Source organism: Acinetobacter sp. VT 511 (assembly GCF_001077515.1).
Taxonomy (GTDB): domain Bacteria; phylum Pseudomonadota; class Gammaproteobacteria; order Pseudomonadales; family Moraxellaceae; genus Acinetobacter; species Acinetobacter schindleri.
In genome coordinates, this window is record NZ_LFRE01000059.1 from 60545 (window position 1) to 81640 (window position 21096).

Genomic DNA, 21096 nt, shown 5'->3' on the forward strand with positions numbered 1-21096 from the left:
GAACAACAAGGATTCGTGATATGGCTGAGTTTGCTCAGACTGCGATCAATAAAATTACTCAAATCTACGAGCAGTGGCTACCTAAGTTACCCGCTGAAGTTAATCCACGTAATGTGCTGATTTTCTGTGTATTGGCTTTGCTGTGTATTGGTTCAATCATGGTGGCATCCGCTTCGATGCCGTATGCAGAACGAATTAATGGCAATGCCTTTCACTATATTACCCGACATGCCATCTCGATCGGGGCTGGGGCAGCAGTCGCCTATGCTACTTATAAGATTCCTTTAAATCGCTGGTTTAACAGTACTTTCTTTTTATGGTTTGTGACCATTCTGCTGCTATTGGCAGTATTACTGGTCGGTACTGAAGTCAATGGTTCCAAGCGCTGGATTCGTCTTGCTGGCTTTACCTTACAGGCTTCCGAAGTAGCGAAGGTAATGATGGCAATCTTCACCGCAGACTACGTAGTACGTCGTGCTGAAGAGGTACGTAACAAGATTTCCGGTTTGGGACGCTTAAGTATCATCATGGGGGCAACCATCCTGTTGGTTATGCTTGAGCCGGACTTGGGGGCAACTGTGGTCATCACGTTAACCATGCTTGGGGTATTCTTCCTGGCAGGTGCACCGTGGAACCAGTTTGGTCTGGCCTTCGGCGTCATTATTGGCGCGTTGATCGCTGCAATTGCTTTTGAGCCATATCGTCTGCAGCGTTTCCTGTCTTTCTCGAATCCTTGGGAAGATCCGCTGGGTACGGGTTATCAGCTATCCAATGCGCTCATGGCTTTTGGTCGTGGAGAATGGACGGGTGTCGGTCTGGGACACAGTATTCAGAAAATGTCTTACCTACCTGAAGCGCATACCGATTTTATGCTGGCAATTCTGGGTGAGGAATTCGGTTTTCTGGGCATTGCGATCGTTCTGATTCTGTCTTTCAGCATGATTGTCTGCTGTATTCGCATTGGTCATCGTGCCCTGAAAAATCATTACCTGCGTGCTGGCTATCTAGCATATGGCATCAGTATTATTTTCCTGTTACAGGTTTTGGTGAATGCAGGCATGAACATGGGCATGCTGCCAACCAAGGGTTTGACCCTGCCATTTATCAGTTATGGTGGTTCTTCGCTGATTATGTGTGCCATGATGATCAGCCTGATTCTCAAGATTGATGCCACGACTCGTGAAAGTAATCCAAGCCGTGAGGAATCAAGCTTCTAGATTAGACTGACGGTTCGAGTCAGGCTGGGCATGGTCGAGAACTGTGCTTGGCATGACCGTACCGCAGTGATTGCAGCGCACAAAAGCATCCTTGGCTTTCGACAGGGGAATCAAGGGAATAAAGAATAAGGAAAAATAATTACGCTGCTGTCTCAGCTCGTAACCGGCTCGGGTTCGGCACACTGGACATAAGAACTGACTTTTTTCGATGACTTTGGTTTTCGGTCCAACACCAAAAATAAAAAACATAGACTGACTTCCACCTGAATTTTTCTTTAGCTTAAGCCAAAACAGCCCTTTATAAATAGTAGCCTTGTAGCTCAGTTGTGTGTGGAATCCGTTCGATATTCCATTGTGCCACTGCCTGTTTCAGCATTTTTTCCGGAGTGTCCAGTTCAACTTCAGCCTGGTGCAAAGCTTTAAGTACCTGTTTTAATAATTGCGGCGCCTGAGTTAAATCCAGTGCTTGCGCCAGATTCTGTTTAGAGAGTTTCTGACCCTGATCATTCATTGCGAGTGGCAGGTGCATATACTGCAGACGAGGGTAGCCGAGCAATTGGCCTAGATAAATCTGACGTTCGGTATTATCCAGCAGATCCGCGCCACGTACCACATGAGTTATGCCTTGCAGGTAATCATCCACCACGACTGCCAGCTGATAGTTAATGATGCCATCACGGCGCTTCAGGACAAAATCTCCCAGATCATGCTTAAGATTAGAGCAATGATGACCTTGCAACGGATCATCAAAACAGATTTCGACATCTTCAACTTTTAAGCGAATCGCCTGATGTCCGAAAGCTAAGCCTAAATCACGACAGGTATCCTGATAGATATGATTGGAACCGAGCATCTTGCGCGTACATTGGCAGGCATAAACTAGACCCTGCTGACGTAGCTGTTCAATCACAGCATCATAAATGTCCAGGCGGTCTTTCTGAAAAATGATTGCGGCATCGGGATCGAAACCAAAGACATCCATGGCACGAAGAATATGATCTTCACTACCGGGATAAATGCGGGGAATGTCGGTATCTTCAATACGAACCAGCCATTGACCCTGATGGGCACGGGCATCGCAGTAGCTGGCGACTGCAGTAATGAGGGAACCAAAATGTAAAGGGCCGGTTGGCGATGGCGCGAACCGACCTGAGTAGCGAGTTAGCGAAACATCGTTTCGCCGCTGCGCATGAGGAGCATGCTCCGCAAGGGAGCTGTGCTCGGCTGAGGAATTCTCAACAGTCACGATTAACCGTTATTTTGCTTCTCTTTGATTTCAGCAAGGGTCTTACAGTCAATACACAAAGTCGCAGTTGGACGAGCTTCTAAACGACGCAGACCGATTTCGATACCACAAGTTTCACAGAAACCGTAGTCATCATTTTTGATTGCTTCGATAGACTGTTCGATTTTGCGGATCAGTTTACGTTCACGATCACGGGTACGTAGTTCAATCGCAAATTCTTCTTCTTGTGTTGCACGGTCGTTTACATCTGGAAGTGCCGTATTTTCGTCTTGCATGGTATTCAGCGTACGGTCAACTTCAGTCATCAACTCAGCTTTCCAAGCCAGCAGAATCTGGCGGAAGTGCTCAAGCTGACCTTCAGACATGTATTCTTCATTTTTTTTCGGTTGATAAGGTTCGATACCAAATAAGCTAGCAGTAGAACCACCTTCAGTCGTTTTTGGCTTAGATTTGCGCACACGTTTTGTAGCTTTTTCATCTACCACATCAGTTTGTTCATCTAAGACTTGATTTTGGTTGTCATTCGCCATTTAGGGCATTCCTCATCATATGCGTAGGTAACTACGCAAAAAATATGGTGATATGCAAATTTTTATCCACCCCGAAGAAGGATTATCCTCCTATGGGGGTCGTCATCATATAGACTTTTTATGCGTTTTGATAGTCTTTGATGGCGGGATTGTAGATATCACGTTTCCTTTAAGAGCAATAAAGTAAAGCAAAAAAAACAAATTGAAAAGTTAATAACCTGAAATTTCAGTATTAATTTTAGCTTGCTTTAAAACTACCCTTTGAATGTAAGTCTGGTACTCACCATTGTCTTTTAATTGTAATACGCGATAGCCGGGCTGCGCCTGGTCTAAGGCAAAATTTTCGCTCAAGGGTTTGAACTGTACACTGGTTGAAGGGGTAGACAGATAGCGTACGCCCTGCCATTCATTTTCAGAATCCTGATGCACATGTCCAAATAGCACCATTTTGACATTGGTATGTCGTGCAATCACATCTTTCAATGCTTCTGAATTTTTCAGCCGATGCTGGTCAATCCAGTGTGATTGCATCGCAAAAGGATGATGATGACAGGCCACGATCACATACTGCTTGCTATGTTCAAGCAATAACTGTTCCAGCTGATCCAGCTGTTTTTGTTCTACCCAGCCATCGACCCGGCCTTTTACAGCACTGTTGAGCAGAATTAACGTCCAGCAACCAAAGCTAATCGCATGCGCTTCATCACTATTTTTATAAAAAGGGAAAATAGCGAGATAATCATCATGATTACCCGGAATCTGATAATGCGGCACATTCCAGGCCTGCATAAATTGTAAGTAACGTTGATAGGTAGATTCTGCTGCAACCTGGGCCAGATCTCCGGTATGTACCACCGCATCAATATGCGGAAAACGGTGCTGAATGTCGTGTACGACCTCTAAAAAGCTTTGCTCCGGATTCATGCGGGCAAATTCAAGCTCAGGCTGGTCCATCAGATGCGTGTCTGAAATCTGGATGAGCGTCCAGACTTTTTCAGATGCAGGAGTAGAGGTCTGTGTCATCTGATCTACTCCTTTGGATAGGCTGTTGAGATATGTTGCTGTAACCATTGTAATGCCATAATGACGGGCGCATTTTTGAGGCGGTTATAACGGAATAATTCTGGAAGGTGGGCATAATCAAAAATATGCAGCTGGATATTTTCCCCTTCATCCGGCATGCCATGTACACCGCCATGTTCAGGCAGTTCTGCCTGAGCCACATAAAGGTGGAACAGTTCAGAGCAGGCACCCGCTGAAGGATAGAAACTATACAGATGTTGCAACTCCTGGATTTCACAGCCAGATTCTTCCAGTGCTTCACGACGGATGCAGTGCTCTGGAGATTCATCACCATCTAAAACCCCGGCGATGATTTCTAACTGCCATGGGGAATCGGTATCATCCAGTGCACCAATACGGAACTGCTCGATCAAGGCAAATTTTTGTTGTTGGTCATTATAAATCAGCACCCCAGCTGCAGGACGCCGCGCAATCAGTTCACGCTGAATCGGAGGAATATATTCCTTGCTCTCAAAAAGACGATGACTCAGCTGCACTTTTTCGACTTTCACGAATCCTTGATACAGATATTCGCGCTGTTGCAGGTCGACATCATTATAGTTATAGGACGCTTGCTGAATAATCTTCATAAATCAGAAAAGGATGAAAACATTTATTTCATCCTATCTGAGTTTTTAGCAAAAACAACTGATTTTCAGTGGGAATTAGACTTTATGATATAAATTTCGACCACTTTCAATGAAGCTGGTTTTCATGCTGTTAAGACCTGCTTCAACCTCTGGATCGAGCTCTGCTGCCTGCTGTGCATTTTTCTGATTATTCGCATAATCCCGCACATTCTGGGTGATCTTCATCGAACAGAATTTCGGACCACACATCGAACAGAAATGCGCTGACTTGTGTGCCTCTTTCGGCATGGTCTCATCATGCATGCTGCGCGCCGTATCCGGATCCAGACTCAGGTTAAACTGGTCTTCCCAACGGAACTCAAAACGGGCTTTGGATAGGGCATTGTCACGTGCCTGTGCACCCGGATGGCCTTTGGCCAGATCCGCTGCATGCGCGGCAATCTTGTAGGTGATGATACCGTCTTTCACATCCTTTTTATTTGGCAGACCCAAATGTTCTTTTGGCGTCACATAACATAGCATCGCGGTGCCATACCAGCCGATCATCGCGGCACCAATGGCTGAAGTAATATGGTCGTATCCCGGAGCGATATCGGTGGTCAGTGGTCCCAATGTATAGAAAGGCGCTTCTTTGCAGACTTCCAGTTGCAGATCCATATTTTCCTTGATCATATGCATTGGCACATGGCCTGGACCTTCGATCATCACCTGTACATCATGTTCCCAGGCACGATGGGTCAGTTCACCTAAAGTACGTAGCTCGGAGAATTGCGCTTCATCATTGGCATCCTGAATACAGCCCGGACGCAGACCATCACCCAGACTGAATGAGACATCATAGGCTTTCATGATTTCACAGATTTCATCAAAGTGCGTGTACAGGAAGTTTTCCTGATGATGGGCCAGACACCACTGCGCCATGATTGAACCACCACGGGATACAATCCCGGTCAGACGGTTCGCAGTCAGTGGGACATAACGTAATAACACGCCAGCATGAATCGTAAAGTAATCCACGCCCTGTTCGGCCTGCTCAATCAGGGTATCTTTAAAGATTTCCCAGGTCAGGTCTTCGGCTACGCCATTCACTTTTTCCAGCGCTTGATAAATTGGCACAGTACCGATTGGCACAGGGGAGTTACGGATAATCCATTCGCGGGTTTCATGAATATTCTGACCTGTAGACAAATCCATAATCGTGTCAGCACCCCAGCGGGTTGCCCAGGTCATTTTTGAAACTTCTTCTTCAATCGATGAACCCAGTGCCGAGTTACCGATGTTGGCATTAATCTTGACCAGGAAATTACGCCCGATGATCATCGGTTCGCATTCAGGGTGGTTGATATTGGCTGGAATAATGGCACGACCCGCTGCAACTTCCTGACGCACGAATTCTGGTGTGATTTCAGTCAGGTTTTTCGCACCAAAGTTCTGTCCGGCATGCTGGCGCATATCAACACCTTCACGCTGGCGCAGATTTTCACGGATGGCGATGTATTCCATTTCCGGTGTAATAATGCCTTGCTTGGCATAGTGCATCTGGCTGACATTGTGACCGCGTTTGGCACGACGGGGTTTTTGAATATGTGCAAAGCGGATATTGGCAGTACGGATATCGCGTAGGCGCTGGCGACCAAATTCGGAACTTAAGTCTTCTAGTACTTCGCTATCACCACGCTGTTCAATCCAGCTTTCGCGTACATGCGGCAGACCTTTGTTCAGGTCAATCGTGATTGCAGGATCGGTATAAGCACCAGACGTGTCATACACCATTAAAGGTAGATTTTTTTCACCGCCCAGGCCAGTCGGCGTATCTGTCAGTGAGATTTCACGCATTGGCACCTGAATATCAGGGCGTGAACCTTGAATATAGACTTTGCGGGAAGCTGGTAAAATACGGGTGAGATCTCGAGCTTCCTGCTCATGATGAGCATCGGTTGCGGGAGTGGAGAGATTCGTTAATTGGTTCATGGCAATGATCCTTAGAATGACATCAACGAATCAAGCACGACCAAAAACGCAGGCGGATCTATCTTATAGATAGAAAGAGGGCTTTAAGTTTTTAGAGGCTTGATTCCTACGCAGGTCTTAACCTGATCAGGTTCAACGGTACTCACCATCAAATTGCACTCTAAAAGGCTATTTTGGTGATCTCAGCGAGTGATTACTCGCGCTCCGTCAAGCTCAGGCGATCATATAATAGTTAGGGGATAAAAAGTAGACGTGATTCGCTACTTTCTAGCAGAAATATGCAGTAAAGATTTCAGGGAAAAAGGCTGTTATAAACAGATGGCGTCCCTGAAACAGTCTTTTTTATAGTCTTGGGCTGGCATCTGAATTCCGGAATAATGTGCAATCTGTTCCCAGGTTGAACGGTTCTGATATTCGCTGTCAAGCACCTGTTTGCGCTGCTCTTCATTCATATCCAGAAATTCTAGAAAGCGTTGTGCCTTGGAAGTGATGCCACCTTCATTGCCTTTAGACAGACCGATAATGGTTTCCAGATGGCTATGATCAACGGCATAACGATCCCGATAATCCTGGGAAATTGGCGCACTATTCATGCCATGAAACAGGAAATAATTATATTGCTGTAGCAGATATTCAGCATCCTTTTGGTAAGGGCTTTGCGGAAAACGCTTGAGATAATCCTCCCAGTCCAGAATACGCGCAGCAATTTCAGCAGGTTCAATCATTAAGCGTTGTTGCGTGAATACTGGTTCAAGATTCTGCTGAGATAAAGTTTCAATAAAAGCACGTTCTGCTGCCGGGAGATAAGGTGCAAAGATACGAGCCAAATATTCAGGACTACGACGATAAGTCAGTTGCTGTTCTCCTTGCTCCACCACTTCGACATATGCTTGTCCCTTATGTTTAAGCAGGTACTGGTCACGTGCAGTCAGTTCAACAAAATGACTTTGCTGAATGGTCGGATGTTGAGCCATTTCCAGCGCATATTGTTCAAATGCACGTTGCTGGGCTGGTGTTCTTTCAACTTTCAGGAAACGGCTATACATGGCATTGGCATGACGCATCAGGTTTTTTTGCTGTTTATGCTCTAACAGTGGCAGACACACTTTAAGATTCTGATTGATCTGCTCAAGCGCAAAAGTCGTGCGCTGGTCATCAATTTCAGCCATCTGTTTTTCAATATTCTGGCACATTAGGCTAAAATCTTGAGTTGCAGTATTTTTCTTGACACTGGTTTCAGCAGGCTCAATTTCGACCTGCGGCTGTTTGGGCTGCTGACAGGCAAGCATCAGCAACAGCAACAGGGCAAGGCAGCTGGCAACTAAAATTGAGGAAAAACGTGTAGACACTATAACTCTATGCTCTGATACAAATAATGAATAACAGCGGGGAATGCGCCTATTGTATACATCTTGTGCCAACAGACTGTTTAGTATTGTGAAGCTGTTTGTTAAGCTGTTGTCATCGATTCAAAAATGTGAATCAATATAGGATAAGTTCACTTATTTGAATTAAAAAAATTAATAAAAATCATACGTAAGTTTAGGAATAGACAAGTAATATTTGTATCACTTTAAGATTCAAGCATTTGGCTATATTTCGTTATGTATGACGATACAGCAGTTAGGGATTCACATTATAAATGAAGATAAAATTCATCCTTAGTGCCAGCCTATTGTGTTCAAGTTCTGCCGGATGGGCACTGGACTTGGTTGAGGCGTATGAACGTGCCAAACAAAATGATCCAAACTGGCAGGCCAATGTACTGCAATATGAAGCCGACCAGCTGAATCTTGGAATTGCCAGCGGCAATTTACTTCCAACTGTAAGCCTGTCGGGAAATGTGACCCGAAAAAACCAGTCGACTGATAATTCTGGAACACAAGGCTTGCCTGCGGAATTTGGGGAATTACAGGGTTCAAGTACAACCACCCGACAGATTGCTGTGACTGCGCGTCAACCTTTGTTTCGCTGGGATGCCTGGCAAGGCTACAAGCAGGTCAAAACCTCAGTAGAACTGAGTGAAGTCAATTTGCGTCTGCAGAAGCAGCAGCATATTTTGCAGGTAGCGGAAGCTTATTTTAATGTACTGCGTCAGCAATCCCTCACTGGTGCATATTTGCAGGAAGAGCAGGCGCTGGCTGAACAGTTGCGCATGATGAATGCCAAACTCAAAGAAGGTCTGGTTGCACGCAGTGATGTCAGCGAAGCCAATGCCCAATATCAAAGTGCCCAAGCCAACCGAATCGCCACACAAGTACAGTTGGTGTTGGCACAGGAGCAACTGGCGCAGTTAATTGGTCCTTATCAGGATAATCTGGCGGTCCTACGCAATGATTTCCAGTTCCAGAAACCATTACCAGCCAATATCCAGTCCTGGACCGAACTGGCACAAAGCCAGAACCTGGAAATTCTACAGGCTCGTCTGCAAAAACGTTATTCCGAAGATGCCAAACGTGTTGAAGAAGCAGCACGCTATCCGCAAGTTGAAGCAGTGGCAACTTATGGTTATTTGAAACAGACGCCAGAAACCGTTTTATCTTCTAATGGAGACTTTGATCAGGTCGGAGTAGAGGTCAACTGGAATCTGTTTAGCGGTGGCCGTACCAGCAAGAATATCCAAAAAGCAGGGGTGCTGGTGCAGCGTAGCGATGCCCAGCTGGATGCTGCGATGCGTAGAGCCAATACCGATGTGAAACAGTCTTATCTACAGGTGGAAACAGATGAAGCCAAGCTGAATGCCCGCAAGGCGGCAATGGAATCAGCAGAAATTGTTTCCCAAGCATCCCGAGCACAATATCAGGAAGGGCTGAAAGCTATGGTGGATGTGCTGCTGGCACAGCGTAATGCTTTTTCTGCCAAAACTGATTATCTGAATGCTAAGTATGATTACCTGATTCATGTGCTGCAGTTGCAGGCCTCAGTAGGGCAGCTCAATGAACAGCAGCTAGCGGAAATGAATGCCTGGCTAGTAGAATATAACTAAAATCTAGCAAGCTCTTTTGAATAGATTGCCACCCTACTTTCATTATTGCAGTGCTTTAGGACAGGGGGGATTTCTCTCTAATACGGTTCGATGCAGCGTTAATTTTCTAGGTAAATAAAGCTATAATGAGATGTCGATTTATAGTAAATTTTTATTATAAATTAATAAAAATGAAATCCTAATTATTTGTTTAAGATAGTGAATCATTTAAATGTTAATAATTTTTAAGCAATAAACCAATGTAAAAGTTACAAAAAATATATTTTTTAATAAAAAATAATACAAAAAAGCGTACAATTGTGCGAAATGTGATCCAATCTCCCTTGAAAGTGTGAAGTAGTTCTTGAATTCACGCAGGCATATTTAATGCAGCAGATATTTATATAAGAAAAATACCCGCATTTCTTCTGATCACATAATCAATTCTATTTAGGATGGTTTAGGCATCCTATTAAGCAAATTCACGCATTGAAGAAAAAATCTATGATCATAGATGAAAATAAAAAAGCAGGGTCTGGGCTTTACTTTACTGTACAGCTTAAGTTCGTTGTAGCATTTATTGGTGCCTGCTTCTGGGCAGGATTTTCAATATGGATCGCTCAAGATTGGATAGATGATCTGAGTAATTATATTGGTCAATTTGCGGCTATTTTTTCGTATATGGTATAGCTATTATTCCTGGTTTTATGAATTCATTTGCAGCTTTTAGTCTGCTGATGGATCGAAGACCGAAGCGAGAACCTTTACCCGTTTATCCTGGGATTACAATGCTGGTTGCTGCCTATAATGAAGCTGCCTCAATTAAAGATACACTGGTCAGTATTGCTCTGCAAAAATATCCAGGACCATTACAAGTAATCGTTATCAATGATGGCTCCCAAGATAATACAGCAGATATTGTTCGACAGGCTGAAGCCAAATATCCTTGGCTAGCCTTGCTGGATTTAAAGAAAAATGCAGGTAAAGCCAATGCATTAAATCAAGGTTTAAAAATTGCCGAACATGCTCTTATCATTACCGTTGATGCTGACTCTTATTTACATAAAGTGGCATTGATTAATATTGTTGAGCGTTACAAGTTAGATCCCCCTAATACACGTGCTGTGGCTGGCAAGATTCTGGTGCGTAATTCTCGTGAAAATATGCTTACCAAGGTGCAGGAATGGGATTATTTTCTGGGCATCGCTGCTACTAAACGTTTGCAATCTTTATATCAAGGAACCCTAGTTGCTCAAGGTGCTTTTTCTATTTATGACCGTGATGCATTAATTGAGGTGGGAGGGTGGCCTGAATGTGTAGGTGAGGATATTGTGCTGACCTGGGCTTTATTAAAAGCAGGCTATCGTGTTGGGCATTGTGAGGATGCCTGTTTATTTACCAATGCACCCATGACTCTTAAAGTCTTTGTCAAACAACGTCAGCGTTGGGCACGTGGTATGATCGAAGCCTTTATTAAACATCCCACTATTTTAATTAAACCAAGATTGTCTACATTTTTTATTCATTGGAATTTATTTTTTCCCTGGTTAGATATTGCTTTTACTTTTGGCTTTATCCCGGGGCTCATCTTGGCATGCTTTGGACACTATTGGATCGTTGGGATTATGACTCTTGCACTATTGCCACTGGCATTCCTACTTGGTCTACTTAATTACAAGATTGAGCGGAGCATGTTTAAAGATTTAGATCTCAAAGTAAGAAAAAATTTTGTTGGTTTCTTACTGTATGTGCTGACCTATAGTTTTTTGCTACAACCCGCCAGTATTTTAGGATATCTGGATGAAGTTTTCAGAACAAGAAAAACCTGGGGGACAAAATAAAATGAGAAGTTATAAAATCTGTCTGTATGGTGTTGCTTTAATCATTAGTATGACGAGTACCAGTAATTATGCAGATGTATTACAAGAAGAGAAAATTGGAAAAGAGCATGCGGCTGGAACTGAATTCTTTTTCAGTGACGATAGCGAAGGTTTCCAGACTCGTAAATTATCAGCAGAATTTTTGCCTCAATATGAAGATGCTGATCATTATTTAGGGGTACGTGGCAGTGCTTATCAATATAGAGCTGATGACTGGAAACAAGATGGTCAGAAGATCTCATTTATTGGACGTGATATTGAATCTGCTACCGCTAATGGCTGGGTCTTAGAAGCGGGGCTATTCGAGCAAGGTGATCATACTTTATTAGCCTTCGATGGTAGTTATCGTACGCTTCTTGCAGAAAAGACAGCTATTGAAGTTTTTGCTAACCGAGATTGGGTTGAAACCCAAGCTGCTTTAGAACATGGAACACATTTTACTTTTGTGGGCGCTGCACTGGATCAAGGTCTGGGAGATCATGTCACCGTAGTAGGAGTAGCGGGTTCACAGCTCTTTTCAGATGATAACCGCCGTGATCATGGCCGAGTTAGGCTTATCTATCAGCCTTCACTTGACCTAGGCCTGACATTGCAAGCCCGATATCGCACTTATCGCAGTAGTGAGACGGATGTAGGGGGCGAGTACTTCAATCCGAAAGATTATCAAGAAAGTATGTTTGCTATCGGCTGGCGTAAACGTATTTCCGGATGGACCACCGGTATTACTGCCGGGCTAGGCCGTGAAAAAATTAATGATGATGCTAGTCAGAACACACGATTATTTGAATTGAACTTACAAAGTCCTGTACGTAGTGAGCAGTTTTTACGCCTGAATGCCGGATATAACCGCAGTGCTTCTTTCTATGGGCCAGATTATAACTATCGTTATGTTCGAGGTGAGTGGATTTTACGCTTTTAGGCAAAGTGAACTGGTTTGCTGAATAGCGGTCTATTAGGCCGCTTTTTCTTTAGATCTATGTTTGAGGGAATAGAACTTTTTCAGCTTTTTAACTATGTGTTTCCTCTTCTGCATCTTCCTCAAAGGTCCTCGCAATCTTTTCAATATTGAGGCTCTTTGCCATCGCGTCAAAGATTTGCTTATACACGCCGTCCTGATGATAAAGCTGATCATGCTCGCCATGTTCAGCAATCGCGCCTTCTTTCATCACGTAGGTATAATCCGCATCAATAATCTGCGACAGGCTATGCGAGATAATAATCACGGTACGACCTTGCTTGATCTGATCCAGACTCTGCTTGATCTGTTCAGCAGCAATGGCATCCAGGCTGGCAGTCGGTTCATCCAGAAAAATAATCGGCGGATTTTTCAGGAACATGCGTGCCAAGGCAATGCGCTGCTGCTGTCCACCAGAAAGCTGCAAGGCATCGGAATCATAACTATTGGGCAACTGTAAGATCTGTTCATGAATCGAAGCTTTCTGTGCGGCCTCAATGACATCTTGCATACTGGCACTGATCTTGCCATAACGGATATTGTCAAAAATCGTGCCCTGAAAAATATGATTTTTCTGTAGAACCAAGCCAATATGATCACGTAAATACTGGGTGTCATAATCCTGAAGATCAATACCATCCAAGGTGATCTTGCCTTGCTGCGGTTCATAAAATTTATCCAGTAAACTAATCAAAGTCGATTTACCCGCACCCGATAAACCGACCAGCGCAGTGATCTTGTTAGGGCGGATTTCCATGTTGATATCTTTTAGGGCATGGTGTCCATTCGGATAATAGAATTCGACATGGCTCAGCTGAAATTTGCCCTGAACAGGTGGTTTCTGCTGTCCACTGGATTCAATTTCATGATCTGCTTCCAGAATATTAAAGAAGCTCTCGGAATAGATCATGGCATCATTAACTTCATCATAAATCCGGTGCAATGAACGGATCGGTGCCGAGACATTATTAAACAGCAGCACGTGATACATGATCATGCCAATACTCATCTGACCAGCAAGCACAAAATAAGCGGTCAGAATAATGATAAGGACGATGCCAATCTGCTCAATAAAGGTTTTCAGACCATCAAACAGAAAACTGGTTTGACGGGTTTTCATCTGATTATCGGTCAGTTCACGCTGTAGGCCGAGCTGCTTTTCGGACTCAATCGACTCACGGTTAAAGGATTTAATTACGGTTATCGAGTTAATAATACTGAGAATGCCCTGACTCTTTTTCTCGCGACCGTCTCTTAAACTACGGCGCCAGCCGCCCAGTTTTTGTGCCTGTTTGTAGGTCAGCCAGAAGTAAATTGGTACAATCGCCGTGGCTACCATCCCCACATAAATATTGGCATAGTACATCAGGCCCAAAGCTACAATCGCGCTGGTAAATAGCGGCAGGATATCAATAAAGAAGATCTGCACCAGACGCGTCAGTGAGCTAATACCACGGTCAATACGGGTTTGCAATTTGCCGGCCTGGTTATTGTCCTGATTAAAAAAAGCCAATCGATAGGTCAGAAACTTTTCAATAATGCCTTGTGCCAGATCCTGAGATACAAAAATTCGCAACTTTTCCCCATAGAATTTTTGTCCAAACTGGACGAAAGCATTAATCACTTCTTTCACCAGCAAGATCGCTGAAATGGTAATCAGGATATGCCAGCCCTCATTCAGTCCTTCACCTGCTTCAAGCAGCTTATTGATACTGTCGACTGCATATTGCAAAGTGATCGCGTTGACCTGAGCGGTAAATGAACCGATCAGGGTCAATATCAGGGTCGCAATCACCAGCAGCCGGTAAGGACGGACAAAGGGACGCAGCTTGTGAAAGAGTTGCCAAAGATCCATGCAGTATTATTTTTATTGTGAAAGTTAAAACAAGTTTATGCCCCTGAATGATCATTCACAAGAAGCTGATTTGTATTGATTTGTGCAATTTTAGTTGTGTGCAGAAAGCGAAAATGACAGGATAAAAGCTCTAAAGAGAATGAAACTGACATGACACTGGATTTGTTTTCGCCCCAGCCTCAAACCAATCTTTTGCCCTGTGACGGGGTAGTAGAAGACCATGGTCTGATTTTAAATGGAGAGCAAAGTCAGAAATATCTCGACTATTTTTTGCAGCATCTGGCTTGGGAGCAGGATGAGGTTTTCCTTTTTGGCAAGCACCATGTCACTGCCCGTAAAATTGCCTGGTATGGTGATGCAAATTACCAATACCATTATTCGGGCAGCTTGAAGAAAGCCCATATCTGGCAGCCAGCATTATTGAGATTGAAACAGCATATTGAACAGCAGGTAGGTCATCCCTTTAATTCCTGTCTGGCCAACCTGTATGAACATGGTCAGCAGGGCATGGGCTGGCATAGTGATAATGAAGCCAGTTTGATGTCAAGACAGCATGAAACTGTCATTGCTTCTTTAAGTTTTGGTGCTACCCGGAAAATGCGTTTTAAGCATAACTATACTGGGAATCTGGTAGAGTTGCTGCTTCAAAGTGGGCAGCTGATTGTGATGCGTGGGCAAACCCAGCAGTTCTGGAAACATCAGATTACCAAGACCACTAAAGTCATTACACCACGGATCAATCTGACCTTTCGCTATTTTTATCCCGAAAATTAGAGATATAGAAGGAGCAAGATTACATGCGTATTTATTTAAGATTTCTTGTTTCGCCTATCCATTTAGAAAAGTATCCATTTGGATGCTTTTTATTTTAAGGATTCACTCCGACCGGATGTCGATACCAGCTTTCAATAAATAGCGCTGCTGCAATACTGTCAGCCGCTAACTTTTTAGCCCGGCCTTGAGTCTGATAACTCTCTAATTCATCCCGCGCTTCACGTGTAGTAAGACGTTCATCGACCATCAAGGTTTCAATATTGGTTTGATGACGTAAACGGCGGGCAAATTTGCGTGCACGCGCAGAAAGTTCAGATTCTGTATCATCCATATTCAGCGGTAGACCGACTAAAAATAAAGTCGGTTGATATTGCTTGACGATTTTCAGTAATGTATCCCAGTTGGGAATTCCATCTTTCATCGGGAACAAGGCAAGAGGATTGGCACTTTCAATCAGGGATTGTCCAACCGCCATGCCCATTTTTTGTGTACCAAAGTCAAACGCCATAATCATCTGTGGCGCGTTTACATCAGGCATGTCCAATCTCAGAAGACAACCAGTTTCGATCTACGCCCATCTTTTTATAGGCAGCATCCCAACGGTCGTCATAAGGTAAATTAAAAATTAAATCCATATCCGATTCACAAATCAGCCACTCACCTTTGGCAATTTCTTTTTCCAATTGGCCTTTACCCCAGCTGGCATAGCCAAGTGCAATCTGGTAACGTCCGACACCTTGGTTATGGGCGATGGCATCTAGAATATCCTTGGATGTGGTAATACAGACATTTTCACCGACGGCAATTGAAGAATGCCAGGTAGGCTGACCGGTGTGCAGCACAAAACCGGCTTCAGGTCGCAATGGGCCCCCTTGCAACACTTCATGAGGATTGACATTATCTGCTTCGATTTCAAGATCATTCAATAATTCTTTGATCTGAATGCCTGCAGGTCGATTGATAATGATGCCTTGCGCTCCATCTTCGTCATGTCGTGCGAGATAAATGACCGTGTTGGCAAAAAAATCGTCACGCATTTCTGGTGGAGCAATCAGACAACGGTGTGTCAAATATTGTTTGTTCACCGAAAAGCTTCTCCTTAAAATCAATTTCTTGGCAAAGAAATCGTGTGATCTTCACCTTTAACTTACTAGAGCTTTGTTAATTCACCAACAGTTTTTTGTGAGCATTGTAATATTTTTAAACATGCTGAAACTTTAGCTGACGTAACTGACGCGCGTGTTGCAGTGTTGTTTCATTAATTTCCACACCGCCTGTCATTCGTGCAAGCTCTTGAATACGTTCATCTTCTTCTAGATCAAGAATTGTGCTGCTAGCCGGATCGGTTTGCTGCTTTTTCACCAGCAGATGCTGATCAGACTGTGCTGCGACCTGTGCCTGATGGGTGATACACAGAATTTGTACATGCTGCGCCAGATCGGCCAACAGACGTCCCACAATTTCCGCCGTACCCCCACTGATGCCGACATCAATCTCATCAAAGACCAGAACTTCAGCTTCAGTTTTTTCAGCATTCATCACTTGCATTACCAGTGCAATACGGGACAGTTCACCACCGGATGCCACACGTGCCAGTGGCTGTGCCGGAATACCTTTATTGGCAGTAAATAGCAGCTGAATAAAGCTCAAGCCTTCACTGTTTGGTTCATCGAGCGGTTCAAATTTAAATTCAAAATAGGCTTCTGGCAGGGCGAGCTGTTTGACCTGTTCCGTCAGTTGTTTCGCCAATGGACCAGCTGCTTCACGACGAATCTCATCCAGATGCTGTGCTTTGGCCAAAAACTCCTGATAAGAAAGTTCAACTTGTTCCGCTAATGTTTCTGGATCTTCGAGTTGATGCAATTGCGCTAGTTCAGCCTGCCAGGTTTCATACTCTTCCTTCAATAATTCGGGTTGGGTACGGTATTTACGTGCCAGACGGTGAAACACTTCAAGTTGTGAATTCAGCTCTTCCATACGTTCAGGATCAAAACTTTGACGATCCATAAAATGACGCAGGTTGGCTGTAGCATCTTCAATTTCACTCTGCGCATTGAGCAAAGAAGTGTGGATTTCAGAAAGCTGCTCACTGCGACCAGCATGGGATTCTACACGACGCAGGATAGAGGAAAGCTCCTGATTAATATTCTGTTCCGCTTCATCCAGGCCATTCAGACTATAGACACAGTCCTGCATGATCGCTTCATGATGAGAGAGACGATCAAATTCCTGTTCAATTTCCTGATAATCAATCTGTACTACATCTTCAAGTTCTTCGAGCTGCAGTTCCAGTGTTTCCATGCGCTGTTTACGGGTGGCTTGAGCATCAAGCGCAGCCTGATGCTGGCGGATATTTTTATGCCAGGTACTGTATGCATCACGAACTGCCTGGGCGGGCTCATAAAAATTATAATAACGGTCCAACCAGTGTTTCGGGTAAGGCGGCTCCAGTAGCTGTTGCTGGCTGTGCTGGCTATACAGTTGTACCAGCAAACGGCCAATTTCTTTCAGTTCAGACAGGCTGCTTGGACGGCCATTAATCCATGCCTTGCTACGTCCCGTAGCAAAAATCACCCGACGTAGATGGATTTCACCCGACTCATCATCCAGTTCATGTTCTTTTAGCCAAAGCGCTTCGGGACTATTATCCTGATAACTGAAGGTTGCTGTCACATCGGCTTTTTCTGAACCATAGCGCACATAGTTGGTATCGGTGCGTTCACCCAGACAGGCCGAGAGGGCGTCCAGCAACAAAGATTTACCAGCGCCGGTCTCGCCGGTGAGCACGTTAAAACCTTGATGAATATCAATGGCCAGGTGGTCAGCTAAGGCAAAATTGATCAGAGTTAAATGTGTCAGCATACACGCATCCAAGCTGCGAAAAGTTTGATTGAAATCAAGTAGGATCTGATATGGATCAGATCATGTATGTCATTATAAATCAGGATGAAACCCTTTGATTCTATCTTATATTATGGTCAATGATACAAGCAGATTTTGTAGTATTGTCAGTATGCACGACTAAAGCAGGTCAATCTTCCCATAAAAGTGATTACTCCCTACAGTTCAGCGAATCCTACTAAATTTGATTTTGCATTGCAGAATTGTTCATCCTCCTTTAAATCACTTTATTTTATATATTTGCTTATTGAATATATGTACAAAATATATACAGAAAATTTTAAGCTGAGCTAGGCAAACTTCGATTGATTAGTTAGGAATGCGCATTTAAACTACAGCCATTCCAATATTATAAAACCCGTGCTCTGGAGATAAACGGATGTCAGCTCAGTTTGACCATGTTTCAGTACTTAAGAAATCAAATGTATATTTTGGCGGTCTGTGCATCAGCCATGTGGTTCAGTTTGAAGATGGTACGAAAAAAACCCTGGGAGTCATTCTACCGACTGAAACCCCACTTACATTTGAAACACATGTACCTGAGCGTATGGAAATCATTTCCGGTGAGTGCCGTGTGCAGATTGCAGATAGTGAAGAAAGCGAACTGTTCCGTGCTGGTCAGTCTTTCTACGTGCCAGGCAATAGCCGTTTTAAAATCGAAACTGATGATGTATTAGATTACGTTTGTCATTTTGAAGGCTGATTTTATTATTTCATCTCCCTAACCGGACTGAAGCTGATCAGGAAATTTTCTGCCGAATCGGTTAAACTTCATTTATACAGGAATCCTGTGAAGCTGGCTTTGCAGGATTTTTCTTTTGCAGCATATTTCCCAAATTAATTTAGAGGTCGTTCATGGCTAAACCTGAGTATTTTTATGGCGTACATTCAGTTGAGTCATTACTGGAGCTTGAGCCTGAACGCGTCCTGACGCTGTTTACTCTGAAAGGTCGTGATGATCAGCGCTTAAAGCGTGTATTAGAGCTTGCTGAGCCATTTGGGATTAGTGTGCAACAGGCTAGTCGCGACAAACTGGAAAAACTGGCAGGTTTGCCGTTCCATCAGGGGGTGGTAGCAGCAGTGCGTCCGCATCCAACTTTAAATGAAAAAGATTTAGAAGAGCTTTTAAAACAAGATTCGCAAGCACTTTTGCTGGCACTTGATCAGGTTACTGATCCGCATAATCTCGGTGCCTGTATCCGTACAGCAGCAGCCATGGGTGTCGTGGCTGTAATCGTGCCACGTGACCGTTCTGCAAGTTTGACACCGACAGCGCGTAAAGTCGCAGCCGGTGGTGCCGAGAAAGTTAAATTTATTCAGGTCACTAATCTGGCACGTACTCTGGGGCAGATCAAAGATGACTTTAATGTCCGCGTTGTGGGGACTATGCTGGATGAGAAAGCATTACCAATTCAGCAATTTGATTTTACTGGTACTGGTGTCTGCGTGGTAATGGGGGCGGAAGATACCGGTCTGCGTCCAATTACGCAAAGTCAATGTGATCAAACGGTCTATATTCCGATGGCAGGCAACTTGCAAAGTTTAAATGTCAGTGTGGCAACAGGTATGGCTTTATATGAAGCTTGCCGTCAGCGTAATGCTTAATCCCTGATGAGATTATCCACACGTGCACAAGGTTATTTTTTCCTCTTAACGACCATGTGTATCTGGGGTGGTTTTACTTTAACCGCTCGCCTGAATGCAATCTGGCAGATCAGTGCCTGGGATATCGTCGCACTACGCTTCTCTCTGGCTTTTCTGATTCTCATGCCGATTTTAATCTATCGTAAAGAGGCTTCTTTTTTACTGAAAAAAGAATCTTTTATCCTGGCTATGATCGGTGGAGTGGTATATTGCCTGTTTGCTTATAGCGCATTCCATTACGCGCCGACTGCCCATGCCGCCATTTTCTTGAATGGCTGCATACCGTTGTGTACCGCAGTGATGGCTTATTTTCTGATGAATCAGGCTTTTGATAAACATACCTGGATCAGTCTGAGCATTATGATCGGGGTGCTGTGTCTGATGAGCGTACTAATGTATCAGGAAACAGGTGTGGCCTTTGGGGCAGGGGATGTCCTGTTTTTCATCAGTGCGATTTTATGGGGGATATTTACGGTGTTGTTACGTAAATATCAACTGTCTGCCTGGCAAGCCATGTGTGGCGTGGCAATTTGGTCGGCTGTGGTGTATGTGCCGATTTATTTACTGTTCTTACCTAAAAATTTAACTGTACCTGAGCCACAACATTTATTGTTTCAAACACTTTTCCACGGGGTGTTTGTAGTCATCATTGCAACCCTAACCTATGTGGAAGCGATTAAGCGGCTTGGCGCATTTAAAGCAGGCAGTATTACCAATCTGGCACCTTTTATTGCGGCAATTCTGGCAGTGCCCTTGTTGAATGAAACGCTGAGTCTGGCAATGGTCTGTGGTCTGATCGGGATGGCAATCGGTGCCTTGCAGCCATGGCGCTGGCTGCAACATCAGGACAGTTTGGCCATTAAACTTGAAGAACAAAAAAAGCAGTCTTGATGACTGCTTTTTTTGTTAGTTCAGAGCTCTTTGCAAATATTGTTCATGTAGAGGCTGTAGATGCGCATATAAGTGTTCCAGATGGCCATCATTTAATACGATATCATCCGCCAGTTGCTGTTTTTGTTCACGGGGCATCTGAGCAGCAATAATACGGTGAATCTGTTCAATATTTTGACCATCACGCTGTGCAGCACGCTGGATCTGTAACTCAATCGAAGCATCAATCAGTAAGGTATGGTCGGTAAGTTCATGCTGATTGGTTTCAAACAGCAGGGGAGACACCAGAATCACATAAGGACTTTGTGCATCCTGTAATTGCTGAATAATCGATTGGCGAATTGCGGGATGAGTAATGCTTTCTAAGATTCTACGGGCATCATTGGATTGGAAAATATGTTCGCGTAAAGCACGACGGTTTAAGGTTCCATCTTTCTGTAATACCCAGTCACCAAAAGCTTGCTGAATTTGTAGCAGTGCTGGCTGACCGACTTCGACAATCTCGCGTGCCACAACATCAGCATCCACGACCACAATACCATGCTGTTCAAACCATTGACTGGCAGCAGATTTGCCGCTGCCAATACCACCTGTCAGACCTAGTGTAAATTTCAA

The 21096-nt window shown here is 44.0% G+C and carries 21 protein-coding genes and 1 riboswitch; of the genes, 9 read left to right on the forward strand and 12 right to left on the reverse strand.

What is annotated here, in order from left to right:
- Positions 1 to 20: 20 nt before the first annotated feature.
- Complete coding sequence (gene ftsW, locus ACS72_RS07460) at positions 21 to 1217, forward strand: putative lipid II flippase FtsW (RefSeq protein WP_004810120.1); 1197 nt, start codon at positions 21 to 23, stop codon at positions 1215 to 1217.
- On the opposite strand, the gene ACS72_RS07465 is transcribed toward ftsW, so the two are convergent.
- From ACS72_RS07465 to ACS72_RS07495, 7 genes are all read right to left on the reverse strand, one after another.
- Positions 1206 to 1466 carry a zinc ribbon domain-containing protein gene (locus ACS72_RS07465; protein ID WP_004896373.1) on the reverse strand — a complete coding sequence of 87 codons (261 nt, stop codon included), beginning with the start codon at positions 1464 to 1466 and terminating at the stop codon, positions 1206 to 1208. The two genes, ftsW and ACS72_RS07465, sit on opposite strands and share 12 nt — an antisense overlap.
- Positions 1467 to 1515: 49 nt before the next feature.
- Complete coding sequence (gene gluQRS / locus ACS72_RS07470; RefSeq protein ID WP_048881738.1) at positions 1516 to 2463, reverse strand: tRNA glutamyl-Q(34) synthetase GluQRS; 948 nt, start codon at positions 2461 to 2463, stop codon at positions 1516 to 1518.
- 2 nt (positions 2464 to 2465) lie between these two features.
- Positions 2466 to 2993 carry an RNA polymerase-binding protein DksA gene (gene dksA, locus ACS72_RS07475; protein ID WP_004810113.1) on the reverse strand — a complete coding sequence of 176 codons (528 nt, stop codon included), beginning with the start codon at positions 2991 to 2993 and terminating at the stop codon, positions 2466 to 2468.
- Between the two features lie 210 nt (positions 2994 to 3203).
- Complete coding sequence (gene cpdA / locus ACS72_RS07480) at positions 3204 to 4016, reverse strand: 3',5'-cyclic-AMP phosphodiesterase (RefSeq protein WP_008306841.1); 813 nt, start codon at positions 4014 to 4016, stop codon at positions 3204 to 3206.
- Between the two features lie 5 nt (positions 4017 to 4021).
- Complete coding sequence (locus tag ACS72_RS07485; RefSeq protein WP_004896367.1) at positions 4022 to 4645, reverse strand: NUDIX domain-containing protein; 624 nt, start codon at positions 4643 to 4645, stop codon at positions 4022 to 4024.
- 75 nt (positions 4646 to 4720) lie between these two features.
- A complete protein-coding gene (thiC, locus tag ACS72_RS07490) occupies positions 4721 to 6616 on the reverse strand; it encodes a phosphomethylpyrimidine synthase ThiC (protein ID WP_004810108.1) in 1896 nt (631 codons plus the stop codon).
- An 86-nt stretch (positions 6617 to 6702) separates the two neighbouring features.
- Positions 6703 to 6833: riboswitch (TPP riboswitch) on the reverse strand.
- A 91-nt stretch (positions 6834 to 6924) separates the two neighbouring features.
- On the reverse strand, positions 6925 to 7965 hold the full coding sequence (locus ACS72_RS07495; RefSeq protein WP_048881739.1) for a hypothetical protein: 1041 nt from the start codon (positions 7963 to 7965) through the stop codon (positions 6925 to 6927).
- A 293-nt stretch (positions 7966 to 8258) separates the two neighbouring features.
- Between ACS72_RS07495 and ACS72_RS07500 the strand changes: the two genes are divergently transcribed.
- From ACS72_RS07500 to ACS72_RS07515, 4 genes are all read left to right on the forward strand, one after another.
- Complete coding sequence (locus ACS72_RS07500; RefSeq protein WP_048881740.1) at positions 8259 to 9602, forward strand: TolC family outer membrane protein; 1344 nt, start codon at positions 8259 to 8261, stop codon at positions 9600 to 9602.
- A 483-nt stretch (positions 9603 to 10085) separates the two neighbouring features.
- A complete protein-coding gene (locus ACS72_RS07505) occupies positions 10086 to 10271 on the forward strand; it encodes a hypothetical protein (RefSeq protein ID WP_008306839.1) in 186 nt (61 codons plus the stop codon).
- 17 nt (positions 10272 to 10288) lie between these two features.
- Positions 10289 to 11422, forward strand: coding sequence for a glycosyltransferase family 2 protein (locus ACS72_RS07510; protein ID WP_227499361.1), 1134 nt, complete (start codon positions 10289 to 10291; stop codon positions 11420 to 11422).
- Between the two features lies 1 nt (position 11423).
- Entirely contained in the window at positions 11424 to 12380 is a 957-nt protein-coding gene (locus ACS72_RS07515; protein ID WP_249888266.1) for a hypothetical protein, read from the forward strand.
- A gap of 88 nt (positions 12381 to 12468) precedes the next feature.
- On the opposite strand, the gene ACS72_RS07520 is transcribed toward ACS72_RS07515, so the two are convergent.
- A complete protein-coding gene (locus ACS72_RS07520) occupies positions 12469 to 14271 on the reverse strand; it encodes an ABC transporter ATP-binding protein (RefSeq protein WP_048881742.1) in 1803 nt (600 codons plus the stop codon).
- 150 nt (positions 14272 to 14421) lie between these two features.
- On the opposite strand from ACS72_RS07520, the gene ACS72_RS07525 reads away from it, so the two are divergent.
- Positions 14422 to 15045, forward strand: a complete 624-nt coding sequence (locus ACS72_RS07525) for an alpha-ketoglutarate-dependent dioxygenase AlkB (RefSeq protein ID WP_048881743.1) — start codon at positions 14422 to 14424, stop codon at positions 15043 to 15045.
- A gap of 94 nt (positions 15046 to 15139) precedes the next feature.
- Here the strand turns inward: ACS72_RS07525 and ruvX are convergent, their stop codons facing one another.
- The 3 genes from ruvX to recN all read right to left on the reverse strand — a co-directional run bounded on the left by ruvX (position 15140) and on the right by recN (position 17907).
- Positions 15140 to 15583, reverse strand: a complete 444-nt coding sequence (gene ruvX / locus ACS72_RS07530; protein WP_004810094.1) for a Holliday junction resolvase RuvX — start codon at positions 15581 to 15583, stop codon at positions 15140 to 15142.
- Positions 15576 to 16130 (reverse strand): YqgE/AlgH family protein, encoded by a 555-nt coding sequence (locus tag ACS72_RS07535; protein ID WP_004810091.1) that lies wholly within the window; start codon positions 16128 to 16130, stop codon positions 15576 to 15578. Before ACS72_RS07535 ends, ruvX begins: the two co-directional genes overlap by 8 nt.
- Positions 16131 to 16245: 115 nt before the next feature.
- Positions 16246 to 17907, reverse strand: a complete 1662-nt coding sequence (gene recN / locus ACS72_RS07540; protein WP_048881744.1) for a DNA repair protein RecN — start codon at positions 17905 to 17907, stop codon at positions 16246 to 16248.
- Between the two features lie 418 nt (positions 17908 to 18325).
- On the opposite strand from recN, the gene ACS72_RS07545 reads away from it, so the two are divergent.
- The 3 genes from ACS72_RS07545 (at position 18326) to ACS72_RS07555 (ending at position 20481) form a co-directional block, all read left to right on the forward strand.
- Entirely contained in the window at positions 18326 to 18649 is a 324-nt protein-coding gene (locus tag ACS72_RS07545; RefSeq protein WP_004810087.1) for a pyrimidine/purine nucleoside phosphorylase, read from the forward strand.
- 152 nt (positions 18650 to 18801) lie between these two features.
- Positions 18802 to 19551 carry a 23S rRNA (guanosine(2251)-2'-O)-methyltransferase RlmB gene (rlmB, locus tag ACS72_RS07550; RefSeq protein WP_004810085.1) on the forward strand — a complete coding sequence of 250 codons (750 nt, stop codon included), beginning with the start codon at positions 18802 to 18804 and terminating at the stop codon, positions 19549 to 19551.
- A 6-nt stretch (positions 19552 to 19557) separates the two neighbouring features.
- Complete coding sequence (locus ACS72_RS07555) at positions 19558 to 20481, forward strand: DMT family transporter (protein WP_081405839.1); 924 nt, start codon at positions 19558 to 19560, stop codon at positions 20479 to 20481.
- Positions 20482 to 20496: 15 nt separating this feature from the next.
- On the opposite strand, the gene coaE is transcribed toward ACS72_RS07555, so the two are convergent.
- The gene (coaE, locus tag ACS72_RS07560) at positions 20497 to 21096 is read right to left on the reverse strand and encodes a dephospho-CoA kinase (protein WP_048881745.1); all 600 of its coding nucleotides are present in this window, start codon (positions 21094 to 21096) and stop codon (positions 20497 to 20499) included.